This is a genomic window from Listeria sp. Marseille-Q6474 (genome assembly GCF_946902005.1).
GTDB classification, from domain to species: Bacteria; Bacillota; Bacilli; order Lactobacillales; family Listeriaceae; genus Listeria; species Listeria innocua.
Genome location: NZ_CAMPPS010000001.1, coordinates 609,163 through 629,462 on the forward strand (window position 1 = coordinate 609,163; position 20,300 = coordinate 629,462).

The window sequence follows — 20,300 nt, forward strand, 5'->3', positions numbered from 1 at the left end:
CCTATAAATAATCCACGAAGCGTTCGCGGAATTTCATGTGCAGTGTCGCTCCAACAAATAATAGTGTTAGTGTAATCAACCAGAAATACATCGTGTAAGACGGAGATTCCCAAAAACCTCTATTCATTAAGAATGTTTCCCTAAAACCATTAACCACATAGTATATTGGATTTAATTTTAATAAATGAACTAACCATTGTGGCAACATAGTTTCTAAATTCCAAACAATCCCCGTTACATAGAAAAGTACACGCATAACGGATTGCAACATAATATAATAATCTCTAACTAAAACACTAATAGTTGCATTAAATAATGTAACACTAAATAAAAAAGCAATCATTGCTACAAAATAATACAAATATTGGCCCCAATAAATCGTAACAGGAGTTCCATTTAAGGCAAGTAATCCAAGCAAAATTACCATCATCGTAAAGTAGCTAGTTAAATTAGAAACAATCGTTATATTCGGTAAAATACTCATTGGGAAATTCATTTTTGAAACCATACCTATTTTATTATAAATACTATTCGCACCTTGTAAAATAACCGCACTAATAAAGAACCAAGGAATAATCCCAGCCAGCATCCATTCAATATAACTTGCATCGGAACCAGATTTTGCATTCATACCGAATCCAAACACGAAATAATAAATAGCTATTTGGATTAATGGGTTTAAAATCTGCCAAGCTAGCCCTAGATAATGACTTTGATATGTAGCCTTATCTTCATAGCGCGCAATGCGAAATATCATTGGTAAATTTTTAATTTGTTCTTTAATAACTTCCATAACTTGTTTCACAAAAACACTTCTTCCCGAAAAATAATATGGTTTTAACAACCAGATTCAGCTCACTATTTACTTATAGGCAACTCCTCCACTTAAAACCAAGTACACCTTGTTTGTATTATTTGTCGTCTAAGTTGCCGTATTCTTGCTGTTTATGCATGATCTTCTAAGTGTAAATTGCTTTCTTTATTAGGTGAATCACTTTACTAATAAGCTTTAGCAAAAAATCCACCCTATGTTAAATTACCTTAAAAGTCGTTTTTTGTAAAGCTTCATCTGTCATTATCAAAGAATTAGTTTTCAAAAACTGCTTGAATATCTGCTGCACCTTCTAATAATCTTGGACCTGGACGACTTAATTTATTCGCATCCATTTCATAAATCTGCTCATTTTTCACTGCTGGAAGGTCTTTCCATGCAGCACGTTTTAAAATAGTTGCTTTTGCATCTGGATAAACGGACAAAATAATATCCGGTTTTAATTCTACAACTTTCTCTTCATTGTATGGAATAAAACCAGTTTCGGTAACGATATTTGTACCACCTGCAAGTTCAAGCATTTCATTCATAAACGTTCCTTTACCTGCTGTATATAAGTCTGGGCTAATTTCAATCCACACTTTTGGAGATGTTTTTAGCTCTTTGGCTTTCTTTTCAACAGCGGATTTTTGTTTTTCCATCGAGGCAGTTACGTCTTTTGCTTTTTGCTCTTTTCCAGTTAACTTACCAATAGTTTCAATGGAATTTTCGACTTCTTTTAAATTAGTTGCATCTGGCACGACAAATACATTAATTCCTGCATCTTTGAGTAATTGATAAGCGTCTTTTTCAGTGGCAAGCATAGACTCATGACCAAGTACTAAATCTGGTTTAAGTGCGATAATTTTTTCAGTGTCTACAGTAGTTGAAGTGACTTTTTCGATTTTTTGAGCTTCTTTAGGATAGTCATCGTAAGCCGAAACACCTTTTACTTTATCTCCCAAATCGAGCGCAAATAAAATTTCAGTGTTACTCGGTATTAATGAAACAATTTTTGTTGGTGATTCTTTTAAAGTAATTTTTTGCTCTGTTGCATCTTTCACTTCAATTTTCTTTGTTTTTTCTGTTGGCGCTTTTGTTTCAGTATTCCCGCATGCAGTTAAAATCACAAGTAATAATACTACGGCAATTCCTTTAAACCATTTCATATGTAAGTTCTCCTTTTTCAGAAAAAACGGGTGCGAAATATAGCGCTATTGATTCGAAAAAACGTCTGTTTACTACGTTTAAAATATCGATATTTAAAGTTTGCTACTTTAAATTAGCGTTATATTCCCACCCGTTAATCGTTTATGTTTTTTTATTTTCTGTTTACTTCAATTAATAGATCACCAGATTCGATAGTGTCGCCGTCAGAAACATAAATGCTGCTAACTTCTCCATCGAATGGCGCTTGAATGGTTGTTTCCATTTTCATTGCTTCTGTGATTAATAATGGATCACCTTTTTTCACAGAGTCGCCTTTTTTCACAACAACTTGAATAACGGAACCTGTCATTGTAGCTCCAACATGTTCTGGGTTTGTTGTATCAATTTTACGACGGGCAATAACTGTTGATTGAACATTCATATCTTGGATGTTGATTTCACGTGGTTGACCATTTAGTTCGAAATAAATGACACGTGTTCCATCCGCAATTGGTTCACCGATCGAATTAAGCTTGATTAGGAGGATTTTTCCTTTTTCAAGTTCTACTTCAATCGTTTCACCTAAGCGCATACCTTTGTAAAATGTTGGTGTATCAAGGACTGTTACATCACCATATTTACTAATCATCTCTTGATAATCTAGGAATACTTTTGGATATAAGATATAGGAAATGACATCTTTTTCAGATGGTTCATAGCCCATTTTCTCTTTTAGTTCAGCTTTGACATCTGCAAAGTTAACTGGCTCCATAAGAGCTCCTGGACGATCTGCAAGTGGCGTGCGTCCTTTGAGTACTAATTTTTGAAGTTTTTCTGGGAAACCGCCATATGGTTGGCCAATTTCGCCCATAAAGAATTCGATAACGGAATCTGGGAAGTCGATAGTATCGCCTTTTTCGTAGACATCTTCTTCTGTAAGTTCGTTTTGAACCATAAATAGTGCCAAGTCTCCAACAACTTTAGAAGATGGTGTAACTTTAACGATGTCTCCAAACATTTGGTTTACAACAGTGTACATTTCTTTTACTTCATCCCAACGATCGCCAAGTCCAACAGCAATTGCTTGTTGTTGAAGGTTGGTATATTGACCACCTGGCATTTCATGGATATATACTTCTGTTTGAGGCGAGTTAAGTGCGTTGTCAAAGTCTTTATAATAATGACGAACATCTTCCCAGTAATGATTAATAATTTGGGAATTTTGTGCGTCTAGGTTGGTTTGACGATTACCATTAACTAAGCCGTAATAAAGACCAGTCATACTTGGTTGGCTTGTCGCTCCACTCATCGCACTTGATGCTACGTCAACAATGTCAACGCCTGCACTAACTGCCGCTGCATACGTATAAATACCGTTACCGCTTGTGTCATGCGTATGAAGGTGGATTGGAACATCTACTGTATCTTTTAATTCACCAATTAAACGGTAAGCCGCTTGTGGTTTTAAAAGCCCAGCCATATCTTTAATTCCTAAAATATGCGTACCTTGAGCAACGAGCTCTTTCGCCATATCTTTATAGTAGTCAATCGTGTATTTCGTTCTTGTGTCATCATCAATGTCTCCTGTATAGCAGATAGTAGCCTCTACGACCTTCCCTGCTTCACGAACAGCATCAATTGACACTTCCATACCTTTGATCCAGTTTAAGCTATCAAACACCCGGAATACATCGACACCGGATTGCGCTGATTGCTTAACGAATTCGCGAATAACATTGTCTGGATAGTTTTTGTATCCAACAGCATTGGCTCCGCGAAGTAGCATTTGGAACATTACATTTGGAATTTGTTTTCTAAGTGTTTCCAGGCGCACCCAAGGATCTTCATTTAGGAAGCGATAAGCTACATCAAAAGTTGCCCCGCCCCACATTTCAAATGAGAACATATTTGGTAATAAATGAGCCATCGCATCTGCTATTTGGAAAATGTCTTTCGAGCGAACTCGTGTCGCAAGTAAAGATTGGTGCGCATCCCGAAGTGTAGTGTCTGTTAAAAGCACTTCTTCTTGTTTTTTCACCCAGTCTACAACGCCTTCTGGTCCTTTTGCATCCAAAATTTGTTTAGTTCCCGGTGCGATTTGCGAACCATAAGGAATTTTAGGCAAACGTGGCTCTGCGTATACAGGTTTGTCACGGTGCTTAATTCCTGGGAAGCCATTTACTGTTACATTACCAATATAGCGCAACGTTTTCGTACCACGGTCGCGAATATGTGGGAATTTAAATAGTTCAGGCGTAGTATCGATAAAGCTTGTATTATAATTACCACTTGCAAAATCCGGATGACGAACAACATTTAATAAGAAAGGAATGTTTGTTTTCACACCGCGGATACGGAATTCAATTAAGTTCCGACGCATTTTGCGCGTTGCTTGCTCAAATGTCATGCCCCAAGTACATAATTTTACAAGTAAAGAATCATAAAACGGTGTTACTACTGTTCCTTGGAAACCATTACCAGCATCTAAACGAACACCAAATCCACCTGTAGAACGGTATGTGTCTACTCGACCAGTATCTGGCATAAAGTTATTAAGTGGATCTTCAGTAGTAATACGGCTTTGAATTGCAGAGCCGTGAATATGGATGTCTTCTTGTTTGGGAATAGCCACTAGCTGATCGTGAAGCGCATAACCATCTGCAATGAATAGTTGAGATTGAACAATATCAATCCCTGTAATCATTTCCGTAATTGTATGCTCTACTTGCACACGAGGATTTACTTCAATAAAGTAAAAATTATCGCCTTCAACTAAAAATTCTACTGTTCCCGCATTGATATAATCAACGTTTTTCATTAATTTAACTGCTGCATCACAAATACGGTTACGAAGTTCAGAAGTAATCGCATTACACGGAGCAACTTCCACTACTTTTTGGTGACGGCGTTGAATAGAACAATCACGCTCAAATAAATGAACGATATTACCGTGAGTGTCACCAAGAATTTGTACTTCAATATGTTTTGGATTCATAACACATTTTTCTACGTATACTTCATCGTTTCCGAAAGCGGCTTTTGCTTCAGAAGACGCACGTTCAAAACTTTCTTTCACATGTTCTTTTGATTCTACGACACGCATACCACGACCGCCGCCTCCAAGGGAAGCTTTAATCATTAAAGGATAGCCGTTCTTTTCACCGAATTCTTCTACTTCTTTAATACCAGCTACCGGACCATCACTGCCTGGAATTACTGGAATATCAGCTAATAGAGCTTGTTCTTTTGCTTTAATTTTGTCACCAAACATATCTAGGTGTTTTGATTTAGGACCAACGAAAATAATGCCTTCTTGCTCACAACGACGAGCAAATTCAATGTTTTCGGACAAGAAACCATATCCCGGATGAATCGCGTCTGCACCAGATTCTTTAGCAATTTCAATGATGTTTTCGATATCTAGATACGCATCAATGGGCTTTTTCCCTGCTCCAACCAGATAGGCTTCATCTGATTTATACCGGTGAAAACTACCAGTATCTTCTTGTGAATAAATAGCCACTGTTTTGATTTTGAGTTCAGTACATGCACGCATAACGCGGATAGCAATTTCTCCACGGTTTGCTACTAATACTTTTTTTATTCGATTCATTTTTTTCCTCCTAACCAACACTGATCTGTTCTATACTTGATACGATGCCTAAATGGACGAAATGATTATGTATACTTTTAAGCTCTCCCTTTTTTAGGCTGTAAAACGGTATATAACTTCAATTATAGTATTAAATGCCATCAGATGTAAATTATTTTCTTTCTAAATATTTAAAACAATATCGAAAACACGAATAAACTGGCTATAAACCGCCAATAACATGCGGTAAAACGAAAAAAAAAAAAGCCAATTAAATGACTTTTTCTTTTGAAATCTATCGTCTTTTTTGCTTTTTGGGAACTTCTTTTTTAGAACCATCTGCACTATACAGACGGTGATATTTATTAAACATCGAAATATTTGCTACAATTCCAAGCATCATGGAAAGAACCATTAATGAAGAACCACCGTAACTGATAAATGGAAGTGTTACCCCAGTTAGCGGGATAAGTCCACTTGCACCGCCTAAATTAATAAATGCTTGAATAGCAATCAAACTTGCAATCCCGTAGCACATTAATGAAGCAAAAGGATCTTTCGCCCTGAGTCCGGTAGAAATCGTTTTAAAAATAATGAAAAACAGCGCTAAAATAATGAACATTACGCCAAACACACCTAATTCTTCTGCAACTACAGCGATAATAAAATCGGTATGCGCTTCAGGTAAGTAGCCTAGCTTCTGAACACTTTCGCCGAGACCTTGCCCAGAAACACCACCTGAACCTATTGCATAAAAGGAATTAATTAGTTGATGTCCTTCTTTATCTGCGTATTCAAACGGATTCATAAAGGTCGTAATCCGCGCTACTTTTGTTGGTGATACGATTTCCGTTCTGACTTTATCTGGTAAAGCGAACAAAATTAGTGTAAGGGCGACAATGACCCCGACTCCAATTCCAATTAGTTTCATAATTGTTCGGAGTCTCATTCCAGAAGCAATAATAATACAACAACCAACAAGGAAAATAATAAACGCAGTACCTGTATCCGGTTGAATCGCAATCAAGAAACAAACAAAAGCAAGGAAGAATATTGGTGGCAAAACACCGCGGTTAAAGTCATCAATGTAACTTTGCTTTTTCGCATAAATTGCAGACATATAAATAATGACAGCTAATTTTGCAAATTCCCCGGGTTGAAGTGAACGCGGTCCAACTACTAGCCAACTATTCGCATTATTCACCGTCTTCCCAACTAAGAAAATCAGTAACAAAACGCCAATTGACCCAAATACAATTAACATAAGAACTTTATTGTTTTGATAAAACTTAAAAGGGATAAGCGCAAAAAGAGCAAAGAAAATAAAGCTAATTATGAAGTTTTTTACTTGGCGTGCATAAAAGTAGTCAGCAGGTAAATCTTTACCAATAGCTAGAGACCAGCTTGCACTATAAATCATTATAATTCCAAATAAACAAAGCACTATAAAAACAGCAATAAATGCATAATCATATGATTTTAAAATTCGTTTTAACATTGGCATCTTCCAATCCCTGAGAAGTTACTATCCCATCTTGTATTCTATTCTTTCTATTATAAAGGAAAAAGCCTTCAAATGAAAAGAAGAATTGCCTCCTTCTTTTGGCTCATTTTTCCTGCCAAACAAAAAAAGATGTCAGAAAGAATCAGACATCTTTTCAATTAAATCATTATTTTTTGCTCATGGAAAGTTCATGTAGCGCGGATAATTCTTTCTCCAGTGTGGAAATTAATTTTTTTCCTTCTTCCGGTTCAATTAGTCCTAGGCGGGTTGCAAAATTAATTTCACGGGATAAGCCATACATCTGTGTATCAAGAACTTCTTCATATGCTGGACATTGCGGTAATGTTAAATTATCCATTTGAACTTTAATCAACTGTAAGATTCGTTTTGCGTCTTGTTTTAAAAGCTCAATTGCCTCTTCTCTGTGATCTATCTTTTTATTTGCCATCACAGAACCCCCTATCATCCGCTATAATAAGCGCTTTATTTTCATCTTAAGAGAACCCTTAAGTAAAATTTAATACTAGATAAGTCTAGTATATCACAAATTAAAAGCCACGCAAGCATGAATAGGCTAAAATTTTTTGAAAAATCCGCTTTTACTCGCCTTTTTCGATAATCGTGCTATAATACTTGTGTGAGGTGAAGATAAATTGAATGCAAAATGTATCTTATGCGAGCGTGTAGACGAACTAGACAATCGTGAATTTAAAACAAAGCAATTACGTAATAAACCAATTAGAATGTATTTATGTCCTGAATGTGAACATCGTGTAGCTATTAAAACTATCAGTCGCGTTAATTCTGGTCATTTTAATTTCCATAAACCAGTTGTAATGTCGAATAGTGAGTTAAAGAATTTAATAGAAAGTACGGAGAAATAAAAAAACCGCCCAATTAACTGGGCGGTTTTTTTCTATTTTACTGGAAAGGAAACAACAACGTCGTCGCCAGCTTTTGCTTCTGAAACAGTTGAATCAAATTTATCAGGGTTTGGTACACCGAGTTTCGAGTCAGCTGCTAGGTCATTATACACAGCTTCAGTCATGGTGAAAGTTAATAGACCACGCGCTGTTTTACCGGCTGCGAAGTTATTGGGATCAGATTTACTTCCGATAAGATGGAAATTAGAAGGTACAAAGTTATCTAAACTACCTCCTACAAATTCATTCGCTCCTACAAGGGTAATTTGATCGGCTTTATACATTTTATCTTTTGAAGATGTGTTTTTGATAGAAATATCTAATGTAATAACATAACCATTTTTATTTGCTAAATAACTTTCTGGATTGCTCGCACTTACTGATTTGTTTGCTCCAACAACATGTTCTACTTTGTACTGGTTAACATCAATGGTTAAATTTTGAAAGATTTTTTGAAATGACGGACTGCTTGACAAATAAGTTGTTGTCACTGTTCCACCAAGTACAGAAGCTACATTAGATGTTTTAAATCCACTGGTAGATAGAGAAAATGCTGGTGTTGAGGGAGTGTTTGTATTTGACTCTGTTGAATTACCGCCGCTTTTTGCAGGTGCATTTTTTTCAATATCCGAGCTACCTTTAGTTACTACACCTTTGTCATCTGTTACAGAGTCTTTTACTGTATCTTTTTTCTCAGTATCAACTTTTTTGTTTGTATCTTTTGGTGTAGATGTGGCTTTTTTTGCTGTTGTTTTTTTATCTTCATTATCTTTTGCGGTGTTTCCATTTGCATAAACTCCAATTACAACCCCACCGATAAGAAGTACCACTAATACTGCAAGAATAATTATCCGTTTTTTCATAATACTAACCACCTTTTCTACTTACTTATAATATACCAAATAGCTATTCATATTACAATAGTGTTACAAAGACATTATTTTATTCCCTGTTTTCCTCCTATTAATGCATAAAAAAGCCAAATAAATTTTTAAAAGATACTAATATCTCTAAAAAAACTATTTGGCTTATTTTTAAATTAATTATTCAGCAGTTTTTGAACGTTTTGCTGCTTTTTCACGTTCGTTTTTGTTTAGAATTTTTTTACGTAAACGGATGGATTCTGGTGTAACTTCACAGTATTCATCTTCGTTTAGGAATTCTAATGATTCTTCTAATGATAAGTGACGAGGTTTTTTGATAACGTTGGTTTGGTCTTTGTTAGCAGAACGAATGTTAGTCATTTGTTTTGCTTTTACAATGTTTACAGCGATATCGCCTTCACGGTTGTTTTCTCCAACGATCATACCTTCGTAAATATCAGTTCCTGGTTCTACAAAAATAGTACCACGATCTTCTACTTGCATTGTTCCGTAAGTAGTAGATTTACCTGTTTCCATGGATACAAGAACACCACGGCTACGTCCACCTACGCGGCCTTTTTGGATTGGTTGGTAGCTATCGAATGTATGGTTGATAATACCATAACCACGAGTCATTGAAAGGAAATCAGTAGTATAACCGATTAATCCACGAGCTGGAACCATGAATTGTAAACGAACTTGGCCGTTACCGTCGTTAATCATGTTTTTCATTTCGCCTTTACGTTGGCTAATAGATTCAATAACAGAACCCATGAATTCTTCTGGAGTATCAATTTGAACGTCTTCTACTGGTTCACATTTCACGCCATCGATTTCACGGATGATTACTTCTGGTTTAGAAACTTGTAGCTCATAACCTTCACGACGCATCGTTTCAATTAAGATAGACAAGTGAAGCTCACCACGACCAGATACTACCCATGCGTCTGGAGAAGCTGTTGGTTCAACGCGTAAAGATACATCCGTTTGAAGTTCTGCAAGTAAGCGTTCTTCAATTTTACGGCTTGTTACGTGTTTACCTTCACGGCCTGCGAAAGGACTGTTATTTGTTACAAAAGTCATTTGCAAGGTTGGCTCATCAATACGTAAAAGTGGAAGTGCTTCTTGGTGATCAAATGGTGTTACCGTTTCACCAACGAAGATGTCTTCCATACCAGCAAGTGCTACTAAATCACCAGCTTTTGCTTCTTTAATTTCGTCACGTTTTAGTCCGAAGAAACCGAACATTTTCGTTACACGGAATTGTTTTACTGTGCCATCAAGTTTAATTAAGGCAACTGTTTGTCCTACGTGCATTGTTCCACGGAAAACGCGGCCAATACCAATACGACCTACATAGTCATTATAATCAAGTAAAGATACTTGGAATTGTAATGGTTCGTCGCTATTATCAACAGGAGCTGGAATATGTTCAATAATAGTATCTAAAAGTGGTTTCATTGTTTCTTTTTGTTCTGCTGGGTCGGATTCAAAGCTTGAAGTTCCGTTAATTGCAGAAGCATAAACAACTGGGAATTCTAATTGATCGTCGTTCGCACCTAGTTCGATGAATAATTCTAGTACTTCATCAACAACTTCTTCTGGGCGAGCAAAGTCACGGTCAATTTTATTTACTACTACGATTGGAGTTAGGTTTTGTTCTAGTGCTTTTTTTAGTACAAAACGTGTTTGAGGCATAGTACCTTCATACGCGTCCACTACTAAAAGAACACCATCAACCATTTTCATGATACGTTCTACTTCTCCACCGAAATCGGCGTGTCCAGGTGTATCCATGATGTTTACGCGTGTATCTTCATACTTAATTGCTGTATTTTTCGCTAAAATTGTAATACCGCGTTCTCTTTCTAAATCATTGTTGTCCATTGCACGTTCTGCAACTGTTTCATTGTCGCGGAAAGTACCTGATTGGCGTAGTAATTGGTCTACTAGTGTAGTTTTACCATGGTCAACGTGGGCAATAATTGCTACATTACGAATATCGTTTCTTAAATTCAATCTTGTTTCCTCCTAAATTAAAAATCCAAACATTTATCGTGAAGATTAGCCAAAAGAAAGAGGAAAATAGATTTATTTTCCTCCGTCGCTATCGTCTCGTTTAAATCAACTTACCTATTATAGCATAGCTAAGCGGATTTAGCACTATTTTTATTTTCTGAAAATGAGTTTTTTTATGTTGAGCGCTTTCTTTAAGGCAGGTAGTTGTCTAATAAGGTTTGATGAATTTTTGGTGTTGCAACGATGGAACTTCCTTTTTCCAGCATATTGATTTTTGAGCCGTCAATTCGGGTGACAATTCCCCCTAATTCTTCCACGATAATTTTTCCAGCAGCAATATCCCACGGAGCTAAATTAGCCGAAAGATATGCCCCTGCTCGCCCGGTTGCAACGTCCATATATTCAAGTGAAGCTGCTCCGTGAAGTCGTAGTCCTCTTGAGGCTTTTACGGCTTCCCACATAGTTGGAAATTTTCTAGTCACACTTAGATTGGCAATTAGTAGTGCATCTTGCAAATCCATGTCTTTATCGATTTTAGGAATTTGTTTGCCATTTACTGTTGCGCCTTTTCCTTTTTCCGCGAAGTATAGTTCATCCCGAGCTACGTCATAAATATAAGCCAAGTGCCCTACTCCATCTTGATAAATTGCAAGTGAAATGGCAAAATCTCGTTGTTGCTCAACAAAATTAAGTGTGCCGTCGATTGGATCAAGAATCCAAACAATTCCATTTAAATCGGTCACATCATCTGACATACCTTCTTCGCCAAATAAGCGATGGTTTGGAAAATGGTCTTTGATTTGTTTGACAAAAAAAGCTTCTGTTTCTTTATCCATGTTTGTCACTAAATCATTTCGGCCAGACTTTATATCAATGTCTAATGTTTCTTTAAAAGATTGTTTGATTTTTGCTGCTGCTTCCATAATCCATAATCTTGCTAAATAATCTATTTTTTCGCTGTCCATGCTAACACCTCTTTTAGACTCGTTTTGTTTATTTTATCACAAAAATGAATTATCTGAATAGAACAAGATTCTTTCACTTAGAACTTAACTTCCGTATAATGAAAATATATGCAAAATTAGGAGGAAAACAGATGACTTTTAAAGGATTTAGTAAGAAAGATTTTAAAACAATGCAAATTCCTGGTCTGGACGCACGTATGGCTGGAATTCAAAATGATATTCAGCCGAAATTTAAAGCAGTTGGGGAAGAATTAACTACTTATTTAAGTGCCAAACTTGGCGATGAAATGTTTTTACATATTGCTCGTCACCAAAGACGTTCGGTTAACCCACCTGAAAGCACATGGCTTGCGATTTGCCACGATAAACGCGGTTATAAAAAGCACCCTCATTTTCAAGTAGGACTTTTTGATAATTATTTATTCATCTGGCTCGCTTTTATTTATGAAAATGAAGAAAGTGCAAAAATCGCCAATCGCTTTTTGAAAGAAAAGGAACTACTTGCTGAATTACCTGATACATTTGCGATTTCGCCAGACCATACGGAAGAGAAAACATACCCGGTGCACGGCGGTCAACTTGACTCGGCGCTTAAACGGTTCCGTGATGTAAAAAAAGGTGAATTTTTGGTAGGAAAAATTTATCTACCTGATGATAACCATTTGTCCCCTGGAAAAGACTTCATCAAAGAGGCTGAAATGGTACTTGATGAGCTTATTCCGCTTTATAAGGCTGCTCTTCAATAAAAGATGTACAAATGACTATAATCTAGGTATAATGGTAGAGTTGTGAATTACTATGGTTTGAAGGAGTTGAGGAACGTGAAAAAGGAGCAGCAAACAGCAAGTGACCCTGGTCCACATCGAAGTATTCATACAGGTGATTTTTCACGGGAACGATACTCTAACCGCGTGAAATTTACCTGTTAAAAAAGGAGGTAAAAAGCATGCATCAAATTTTCAAATCAGATGAAAACGGCAAATTAATTGAATTAGAAGAAGTGACACGCAACTGTTGGATTAATATCGTTGCCCCTACTTCAGAAGAAATTAATAAAATTGCCGATAACTATGAAATCCCTTTGGAGTTCTTAGAAGATCCACTAGATAAAGATGAAAGTGCCCGGATTGAACGCGATGATGATTCTGATTCCGTTTTAATTGTCTGTGACTTTCCAGTAGTTGATGAAGATGATATTCATTACGCTTCATTTGAAACGATTCCGATGGGGATTATTATTACAAAGGACTACTTTATTACGATTTGTACGATTGATTCTTCTATTGTACAATCATTTATTAGAAACCGTATTAAAGGCTTTTATACGCACATGAAAACACGATTTGCCTTACAAATTCTATATATGATTTCAACTACGTTCCTGCGTCACTTAAAACGCTTGAACCGCCAAACAGATGAAATCGAAAAAGAACTACATGAATCCATGAAAAATAAACAGCTTTATGATTTAATGGGAATTGAAAAAAGTTTAGTTTACTTTGTAACAGCCCTTAAATCGAATAAAGTCGTACTCGATAAAATGATGCGTCAAAATATCGTTAAAATGTACGAGGAAGATCAAGACTTACTAGAAGATGTTATTATTGAAAATCGTCAGGGTATCGAAATGGCGGAAGTTCATTCGAATATTTTAAGTGGGATGATGGATGCTTATGCTTCAATTATCTCCAACAATATGAATATCGTGATGAAATTCCTCACTTCTTTTACTATCATTTTGACGATTCCAACGATGGTTTTTAGTTTTTATGGAATGAACGTGAAATTACCGTTTATGGAAACACCTTTAGCTTGGATATTAACGCTTGGTTTTGCTTTTGGGATTGCCGGAGCGCTTGCGATTGTATTCTGGCGGAGGAAATTCTTTTAAAATAAAAAACGAATGTATCGCCTATCAATTTAGGCAATACATTCGTTTTTTTATTTAGCTAATTCGCCGTCAAGTAAGTCGCGTAACTCTTCAGGGCTAATGTGTTCATCAAAAATATGTTCACCAACAATTACAGTCGGTACAAAAACAACATTTGCCGCGTTTGCTTCAGCGATTATTTTTTCAGATGCAGCTTTGTTGTCTTGCTCTGTTAGGCCTAGTGTAGACTCCATATAATCAGCTACTTCTGAAAGACTTAGGCTACCCCATTCATCTTGGGTGCTATAGATTTTATTGATAGTTTCACGCGTTTCTTTTGGTTTAGAATAATCTAAGTAACGATGCGCTACATTTCCGCGTTGTAAAGATTCTTTTTCTTTATCAAATGGTTTAATGATTAATTCGATTTTTCCTGCTTGAATATATTCAGTTAAGACGTCTTTAGATTTTTCATTCCACTCACGACAAAATGGGCAACGTAGGTTAATGAATGTCATTACTTTAACTGGGGCTCCCTTTTCCCCTACGTGTATTCCTGTTTCTGGTGTTACTACTTCTGCTTTAATTTGACTAATATCCATGAAAAATTTCCTCCTCTTAATTATGGTTGCATTTTTATTTTGCTGGTTGTTGCGTTTTTTACGAGTTGCATGACTTTATAGGCCGAATAACCACTTGCTTTTTCAAAGTCTATGCCAATCCGTTTTTCTTCTCCTTTTGCAGGTACTACTTGTTTAAATGCTCGGTATTTTTCTTTGAGTTCAAGTGTATCAATACCTTTTTCATATGCTCGTTCGATAGCTTCTAAAAATTGTACAACAATCGTCATTTCTTCGGTTGTCCAGTCTGGATTTAGTGGATAACTATATTCCATTAACTAATTCCTCCCTTATTATGCAGTAACCCCAATTTCTCGGTAGTTTTTGTTGTAATTCGCTTTAATTCTTTTTGTTCGTCATCGGATAGATTTAACTCCAGTAATTCTCTGACTCCCTCAGCGCCCACAACAGCTGGTACGCTAACGAAAACTGGACTTTCTAAGCCATATGCTTCCTTCACTTCTACGCCTACTGTAAGCACCCTTGCTTCATCTCGTAAAATGACTTCTGTTAATTCAGCGAGCACAGTTACAGTACTAAAGCGGAAACTACAGCTATCTTTAGTTTCAACAGGAAAATCAGGAATTTTTGTAATCATGTTTGTTAAATTTTGTAAATCATCCGATGTAATTCTTTTTTGTTCTTCGGCTAAATAACTTAAAATCGGTTTGCCACCAAGGAAGGCTCGACTCCAAACGGGAATGACATCCTGAGTACTCTCTCCAATAATATATCCATGCACATTTTTAGGACTGATTTTAAATAGTTTAGCAATTTCTACTTGAAAATAAGAAGTTGCTAGCATGGTGCCAAGTGTGATAATTTGATTTGCCGGCAAGCCAGAAAAACGTTTAATTAAGGAAGCAACAATATTACTTTCGGCAGTCGCCACTAACACTATTCCTTGAAAACCAGTCGCCATCATCTTCTTCACTTTTTCTTTGATTAATGCTAAATTATCTTCATTTGAGAAAGACTCATTTGACATTTCTTCTTGAAAAAAAAGGACGAGATCCGCACTTCGACATTCATTAAAGGTTCCTGTGTTAACCGTTGCTGAAGAATGATAGTAGCTCGCATATTCAAAGTCTTGCACACTTGTTTTAGCTTGTTCATCTATTAAGTAAATCTCGGCGGGTAGTTTTTTTAAAAGAATTGTATGAATGTAGAGATTTTGTAGTTTACTTCTGCCGATAACGACAATCTTTTTCTTCTTAGATGGCATATGGGTCTCCTCCTCATCAAGTCTCTTATTGTTATTTTAGCATGCTTCTACGGCAAAAATAAAATAACTTGACCGCATAAATAAAAAGCAATGCTCATTCGCTTTGCTTTTTACAAAATAATCTTATTTTAAGCCATTTCACGTCGTTTTACTTTTAAATAATGCGTTGCAAAACAGAAGAAGATTGGTAATACATAGCTAACGATAATAAGAATAATTACTTCTAAGATTCCTTTACCGATGTAGCCACCAGTCATTTTTACAAAGCCCGTGATTGGGGTTTCGAGAATTTGAATAACGGAACGCCATCCACCTGTATCATGCATGTGATGAATAAATCCTACAATAAAGGCCACAATCGTTAATAAAAAACAAATTCCTGCTACTACATACGCAAACCAAAATAGAGCTTTCTTCCAAGTTGCTGTTTGTTTCTCCATTTTTTCACCTGATTCAATTAGATTTGACTTGTTACGTTCACTTGTTACATTATACTCCTTTTTTTCTAAAACGGATACTTTAAATATTTCAAAAAATGAACTAAAAGAGTTTTTGTGAAATTACGCACTTATTTATATAGATAAAAAGCGGAAATACCCGTAAAGGATACTTCCGCTTTAAGTTGATTACATGTGAATTGGACGACCTAAAGCAAGTTCAGCTGCTTCCATTGTAAGCTCTCCAAGGGATGGGTGAGCGTGGATAGTAAGCGCGATGTCTTCAGCTGTAATACCTGATTCGATTGCTAAGCCGATTTCTGAAATAATATCAGAAGCGTTCATTCCGGCAACTTGTGCACCGATAACTAGGCCATCTTCTTTACGAGTAACTAGACGAACAAATCCTTCAGGTGCATCTAAAGAAAGCGCACGACCGTTACCGCCGAATGGGAATTTAGCAGCTTTTACATCAAAGCCTTTTTCTTTTGCTTCTTTTTCTGTTAAACCAACTGTTGCAAGTTCTGGGTCACTGAAAACAACAGCTGGAAGTGCTGTATAATCGTTTTCTGCTTTTTCGCCAGCGATTGCTTCAGCAGCGATTTTTGCTTCATAGCTAGCTTTGTGAGCTAGAGGAACACCAGGAACGATGTCACCAATGGCGAAAATGTTAGAAACGTTAGAGCGACCTTGTTTGTCAACTTCTACTAAACCGCGTTCTGTTACTTTAACGCCAGCTTGTTCTAAACCGATTTCGTCTGTATTTGGACGACGACCTACTGTTACTAAAACATAATCAGCTTCGATAGTTTTTGTTTCACCGTTAGCTTCATAAGTTACTTTAACGCCGTTTTCAGTTTCTTCAGCAGATTTTGCAAGTGCTTTAGTAACCATTTCAACGTTTTTGCTTTTCAGATTACGTTTAACTAGGGAAACCATGTCTTTTTCGTATGTTGGTAAGATTTCTGGACCACCTTCAAGGATAGTTAGTTCTGTACCAAGGTTAGCGAATGCTCCACCTAGTTCTGTTCCGATATATCCGCCGCCAATTACGACTAATTTTTTCGGAACTTCTGTTAGTGCAAGCGCACCAGTTGAGCTTAATACACGTTTACCATATTTGAAACCTGGGATTTCGATTGGACGAGATCCTGTTGCAATAATAACGTTGTTGAATGTATAAGTTTGAGCGGAGTCAGGGTGAATCACACGCAGGGAATGATCATCCACGAAGAACGCTTCTCCTTCTAACATTTCAACTTTATTTTTCTTAAGAAGGCCTTTAACACCTGATGTAAGCTTGTTAACTACGCCGCCTTTCCATTCTTGTGCTTTTGTGAAATCTAAGTTCACGTTGTCCGCTGTAATACCCATGTTATCAGAGTGTCCAGCTTCTTTAAAACGGTGACCGATTGTGATAAGTGCTTTAGAAGGAATACATCCAACGTTTAAGCACACACCGCCGTAATATTCTTTTTCAATAATGGTAACTTTTTGTCCGAGTTGTGCAGCTCGGATTGCGGCTACATACCCACCTGGGCCTGCACCGATGACTATGGTGTCTCTTTCTTCTGGAAAATCGCCTACTACCATTTTGTTACACCTCCATTAGTAATAATTCTGGGTCGTTTAATAAACGTTTAATATTGTTCATTGCTTTTTGAGCAGTCGCGCCGTCAATTACACGGTGGTCAAAGCTCAAGGAAAGCGCTAGTACTGGTGCTGCTACAATTTCGCCATCTTTTACGATAGGTTTTTGAGCAATACGACCAACACCAAGGATAGCAACTTCTGGGTAATTAATTACTGGAGTGAACCATTGTCCGCCGGCAGAACCAATATTAGAAATAGTTGCAGAACCGTGGCGCATTTCGTCAGCAGTTAATTTACCATCACGTGCTTTTCCAGCTAGTTCGTTGATTTCATCAGAAATTTGGAATACGGATTTTTTGTCAGCATTTTTAATTACTGGCACGTATAAACCGTGATCTGTATCTGCTGCGATACCAACGTTGAAGTAATGTTTGTAAACAAGTTCTTCTGTCGCATCATCTAAAGTTGTGTTAAGCACTGGGAAGTCACGAAGCGTTGCAACAAGAGCTTTCACCATATAAGGTAAGAAAGTAAGTTTGATACCTTTTTCGGCAGCTACTTCTTTGAAACGTTTGCGGTGAGCCATAAGTGCAGTTACTTCGATTTCGTCCATTAAAGTAACGTGTGGAGCTGTATGTTTTGAGTTTACCATTGCTTTTGCAATCGCACGACGAGTTGGTGTTAATTTTTCGCGTGTTTCTGGGTAAGCATCGGAGCTTGCAACTGGTTGTTTTGCAGCTGCTTTTTCTGCTTTTGGTGCTGCTGCTTTTTCTTCTGTTTGAGCAGTAGTTGTTGCTGCAGCTGGTTGTTCGCCGTTTAGGAAAGCATCAATATCAGCTTTAACTACGCGGTTATTTTTTCCAGAGCCTGCTACTTCAGCGATATTAACGCCTTTTTCACGAGCATATTTACGTACAGAAGGCATTGCAATTACAAGGCCATTAGGATCTTTTTTAGATGATGGAGTTCCGTTTCCACCTGTAGCTGGAGCGGAAGTTGCATCGTTGTTTGTAAGTTCAGCTTCTTCTGCTGGGGATTCTGGAGTAGATTCATGACTAGCTTCTCCTTCAAAATCGCCTTCAAATGTTACTAATACTTGACCAACTGTTGCTACTGTACCTTCACTAACTAAAATATCTTTAACAGTTCCATCTACTGGAGAAGTAATTTCTTCGACAGATTTGTCGTTTTGTACTTCAAAAATGGACTGATCTTCTTCTACTTTATCGCCCGGTTGAATAAACCATTTAACAATTTCGCCTTCATGAATTCCTTCACCAATATCTGGTAATTTGAATTCAAAAATTCCTTTTCCGCTAGCTTGTGCGGGTGCTGGAGTTGATTCTGTGGATTCTGCTTTTGGTGCTGCGCTTTCTTCTTCGGCGTCGTCTTCGTGACCTTCTACGCCATCAAATGTTACTAGTACTTGTCCAACTGTAGCAACTGTACCTTCAGCAACTTTGATTTCTTTAATTGTTCCTGAAACTGGAGAAGTGATTTCTTCCACTGATTTGTCGTTTTGTACTTCAAATAGGGATTCATCTTCTTCAATCTTATCGCCTGGTTGTACAAACCATTTAACGATTTCACCTTCATGGATACCTTCACCGATATCCGGTAATTTAAATGAATATGCCATTTTATTAAGCCTCCTGTAATTTCTAAGGTTCAGATAAACTGAACCTTAGTATAAAAATATTTCTTTCCCCTTCTAAAACTCCCCATAAGTTTTAAAACGGTCATTATGAATTAAAATGCAATAACTTCTTTTACTCGTTCAATGATATCGTTATGATTTGGTAACCAAACTGTTTCTGCTTGAGAGAACGGGAATACGCTATCTGGAGCAGCAACACGCATAACTGGTGCTTCTAGAGAAAGGATTGCATGGTCGTTAATTTCTGCAACGATATTAGCTGCAATACCTGCTTGTTTTTGTGCTTCTTGAACTACTACAGCACGGTTTGTTTTCTTAACGGAAGCAATGATTGTTTCCACATCAATTGGGCTAATTGTACGTAAATCGATAACTTCTACAGATACGCCATCTTTTTCAAGAGCTTCTGCTGCTTTCATGGATTCTTGTACCATTGCACCGTAAGTGATGATAGAAACATCAGTACCTTCACGACGAACAGCTGCTTTACCAATTTCTACTGTGTATTCGCCTTCTGGAACTTCTTCACGGAAAGAACGATATAATTTCATATGCTCTAAGAAAATAACAGGATCGTTATCACGAATTGCAGAGATTAAAAGACCTTTTGCATCGTATGGAGTGGAAGGAATTACCACTTTTAAACCAGGAGATTGAGCCATTAATCCTTCTAAATTATCAGCGTGCATTTCTGGTGTATGAACTCCACCACCAAAAGGTGCGCGAATTGTAATTGGAGCAGTACGAGTTCCGCCTGTACGGTAACGCATACGAGCCATTTGACCAGCAACGGAATCCATTACTTCAAATACGAAACCGAAGAATTGAATTTCTGGAACTGGACGGAAACCTTCAAGTGCAAGACCGATAGCAAGACCGCCGATACCAGATTCTGCTAGAGGAGTATCGAATACACGATCTTCGCCAAATTTTTCTTGTAATCCTTCTGTTGCACGGAATACGCCGCCGTTTTTACCAACGTCTTCCCCAAAAACTAATACGTTTTCGTCTTTTTCAAGTTCTACTGCAAGCGCATCTGTAATCGCTTGAATCATTGTTTTTTGCGCCATGA

18 protein-coding genes are annotated in these 20,300 nt (G+C 37.1%); 3 read left to right on the forward strand and 15 right to left on the reverse strand.

Features of this window, described 5'->3' with window-relative positions; all coding sequences use genetic code 11:
• Position 1 precedes the first annotated feature (1 nt).
• The 5 genes from OC533_RS03040 to OC533_RS03060 form a co-directional block, all read right to left on the reverse strand.
• Positions 2–805, reverse strand: a complete 804-nt coding sequence (locus OC533_RS03040; RefSeq protein ID WP_003761632.1) for an ABC transporter permease — start codon at positions 803–805, stop codon at positions 2–4.
• A gap of 281 nt (positions 806–1,086) precedes the next feature.
• Positions 1,087–1,980, reverse strand: a complete 894-nt coding sequence (locus tag OC533_RS03045) for an ABC transporter substrate-binding protein (protein ID WP_070753338.1) — start codon at positions 1,978–1,980, stop codon at positions 1,087–1,089.
• Between the two features lie 152 nt (positions 1,981–2,132).
• A complete protein-coding gene (locus OC533_RS03050) occupies positions 2,133–5,573 on the reverse strand; it encodes a pyruvate carboxylase (RefSeq protein WP_003761630.1) in 3,441 nt (1,146 codons plus the stop codon).
• 274 nt (positions 5,574–5,847) lie between these two features.
• A complete protein-coding gene (locus OC533_RS03055; protein WP_077957580.1) occupies positions 5,848–7,050 on the reverse strand; it encodes an FtsW/RodA/SpoVE family cell cycle protein in 1,203 nt (400 codons plus the stop codon).
• Between the two features lie 172 nt (positions 7,051–7,222).
• Positions 7,223–7,504 carry a YlaN family protein gene (locus tag OC533_RS03060; protein ID WP_003761623.1) on the reverse strand — a complete coding sequence of 94 codons (282 nt, stop codon included), beginning with the start codon at positions 7,502–7,504 and terminating at the stop codon, positions 7,223–7,225.
• Between the two features lie 205 nt (positions 7,505–7,709).
• Between OC533_RS03060 and OC533_RS03065 the strand changes: the two genes are divergently transcribed.
• Positions 7,710–7,940 carry a YlaI family protein gene (locus OC533_RS03065; RefSeq protein WP_003761622.1) on the forward strand — a complete coding sequence of 77 codons (231 nt, stop codon included), beginning with the start codon at positions 7,710–7,712 and terminating at the stop codon, positions 7,938–7,940.
• Between the two features lie 32 nt (positions 7,941–7,972).
• Here the strand turns inward: OC533_RS03065 and OC533_RS03070 are convergent, their stop codons facing one another.
• The 3 genes from OC533_RS03070 to OC533_RS03080 all read right to left on the reverse strand — a co-directional run bounded on the left by OC533_RS03070 (position 7,973) and on the right by OC533_RS03080 (position 11,826).
• Complete coding sequence (locus tag OC533_RS03070) at positions 7,973–8,842, reverse strand: DUF5068 domain-containing protein (protein WP_045554631.1); 870 nt, start codon at positions 8,840–8,842, stop codon at positions 7,973–7,975.
• 180 nt (positions 8,843–9,022) lie between these two features.
• Positions 9,023–10,861 (reverse strand): translational GTPase TypA, encoded by a 1,839-nt coding sequence (typA, locus tag OC533_RS03075; protein WP_003771308.1) that lies wholly within the window; start codon positions 10,859–10,861, stop codon positions 9,023–9,025.
• Positions 10,862–11,052: 191 nt separating this feature from the next.
• A complete protein-coding gene (locus OC533_RS03080; protein WP_185354124.1) occupies positions 11,053–11,826 on the reverse strand; it encodes an inositol monophosphatase family protein in 774 nt (257 codons plus the stop codon).
• A gap of 131 nt (positions 11,827–11,957) precedes the next feature.
• On the opposite strand from OC533_RS03080, the gene OC533_RS03085 reads away from it, so the two are divergent.
• Both OC533_RS03085 and OC533_RS03090 read left to right on the forward strand, forming a co-directional pair.
• Entirely contained in the window at positions 11,958–12,572 is a 615-nt protein-coding gene (locus tag OC533_RS03085; RefSeq protein ID WP_194323352.1) for a YktB family protein, read from the forward strand.
• Between the two features lie 200 nt (positions 12,573–12,772).
• On the forward strand, positions 12,773–13,717 hold the full coding sequence (locus OC533_RS03090; RefSeq protein WP_003736222.1) for a magnesium transporter CorA family protein: 945 nt from the start codon (positions 12,773–12,775) through the stop codon (positions 13,715–13,717).
• Between the two features lie 50 nt (positions 13,718–13,767).
• Here OC533_RS03090 and OC533_RS03095 read toward each other — a convergent pair whose 3' ends face one another.
• The 7 genes from OC533_RS03095 to OC533_RS03125 all read right to left on the reverse strand — a co-directional run bounded on the left by OC533_RS03095 (position 13,768) and on the right by OC533_RS03125 (position 20,298).
• The gene (locus OC533_RS03095) at positions 13,768–14,298 is read right to left on the reverse strand and encodes a DsbA family protein (RefSeq protein WP_194322336.1); all 531 of its coding nucleotides are present in this window, start codon (positions 14,296–14,298) and stop codon (positions 13,768–13,770) included.
• A gap of 20 nt (positions 14,299–14,318) precedes the next feature.
• Positions 14,319–14,591: a UPF0223 family protein gene (locus tag OC533_RS03100; protein ID WP_003722685.1), complete on the reverse strand. Its 273-nt coding sequence runs from the start codon at positions 14,589–14,591 to the stop codon at positions 14,319–14,321.
• On the reverse strand, positions 14,591–15,541 hold the full coding sequence (locus OC533_RS03105; protein WP_194322337.1) for a malate dehydrogenase: 951 nt from the start codon (positions 15,539–15,541) through the stop codon (positions 14,591–14,593). The genes OC533_RS03100 and OC533_RS03105 overlap by 1 nt, the downstream gene beginning before the upstream one ends.
• Before the next feature lie 128 nt (positions 15,542–15,669).
• Positions 15,670–15,981 (reverse strand): hypothetical protein, encoded by a 312-nt coding sequence (locus tag OC533_RS03110; RefSeq protein WP_003725567.1) that lies wholly within the window; start codon positions 15,979–15,981, stop codon positions 15,670–15,672.
• Between the two features lie 186 nt (positions 15,982–16,167).
• A complete protein-coding gene (gene lpdA / locus OC533_RS03115) occupies positions 16,168–17,571 on the reverse strand; it encodes a dihydrolipoyl dehydrogenase (protein ID WP_003727021.1) in 1,404 nt (467 codons plus the stop codon).
• A gap of 4 nt (positions 17,572–17,575) precedes the next feature.
• Positions 17,576–19,210, reverse strand: coding sequence for a dihydrolipoyllysine-residue acetyltransferase (locus OC533_RS03120; RefSeq protein ID WP_003730099.1), 1,635 nt, complete (start codon positions 19,208–19,210; stop codon positions 17,576–17,578).
• A gap of 110 nt (positions 19,211–19,320) precedes the next feature.
• Positions 19,321–20,298, reverse strand: coding sequence for an alpha-ketoacid dehydrogenase subunit beta (locus OC533_RS03125; RefSeq protein ID WP_003722680.1), 978 nt, complete (start codon positions 20,296–20,298; stop codon positions 19,321–19,323).
• Positions 20,299–20,300: the final 2 nt, after the last annotated feature.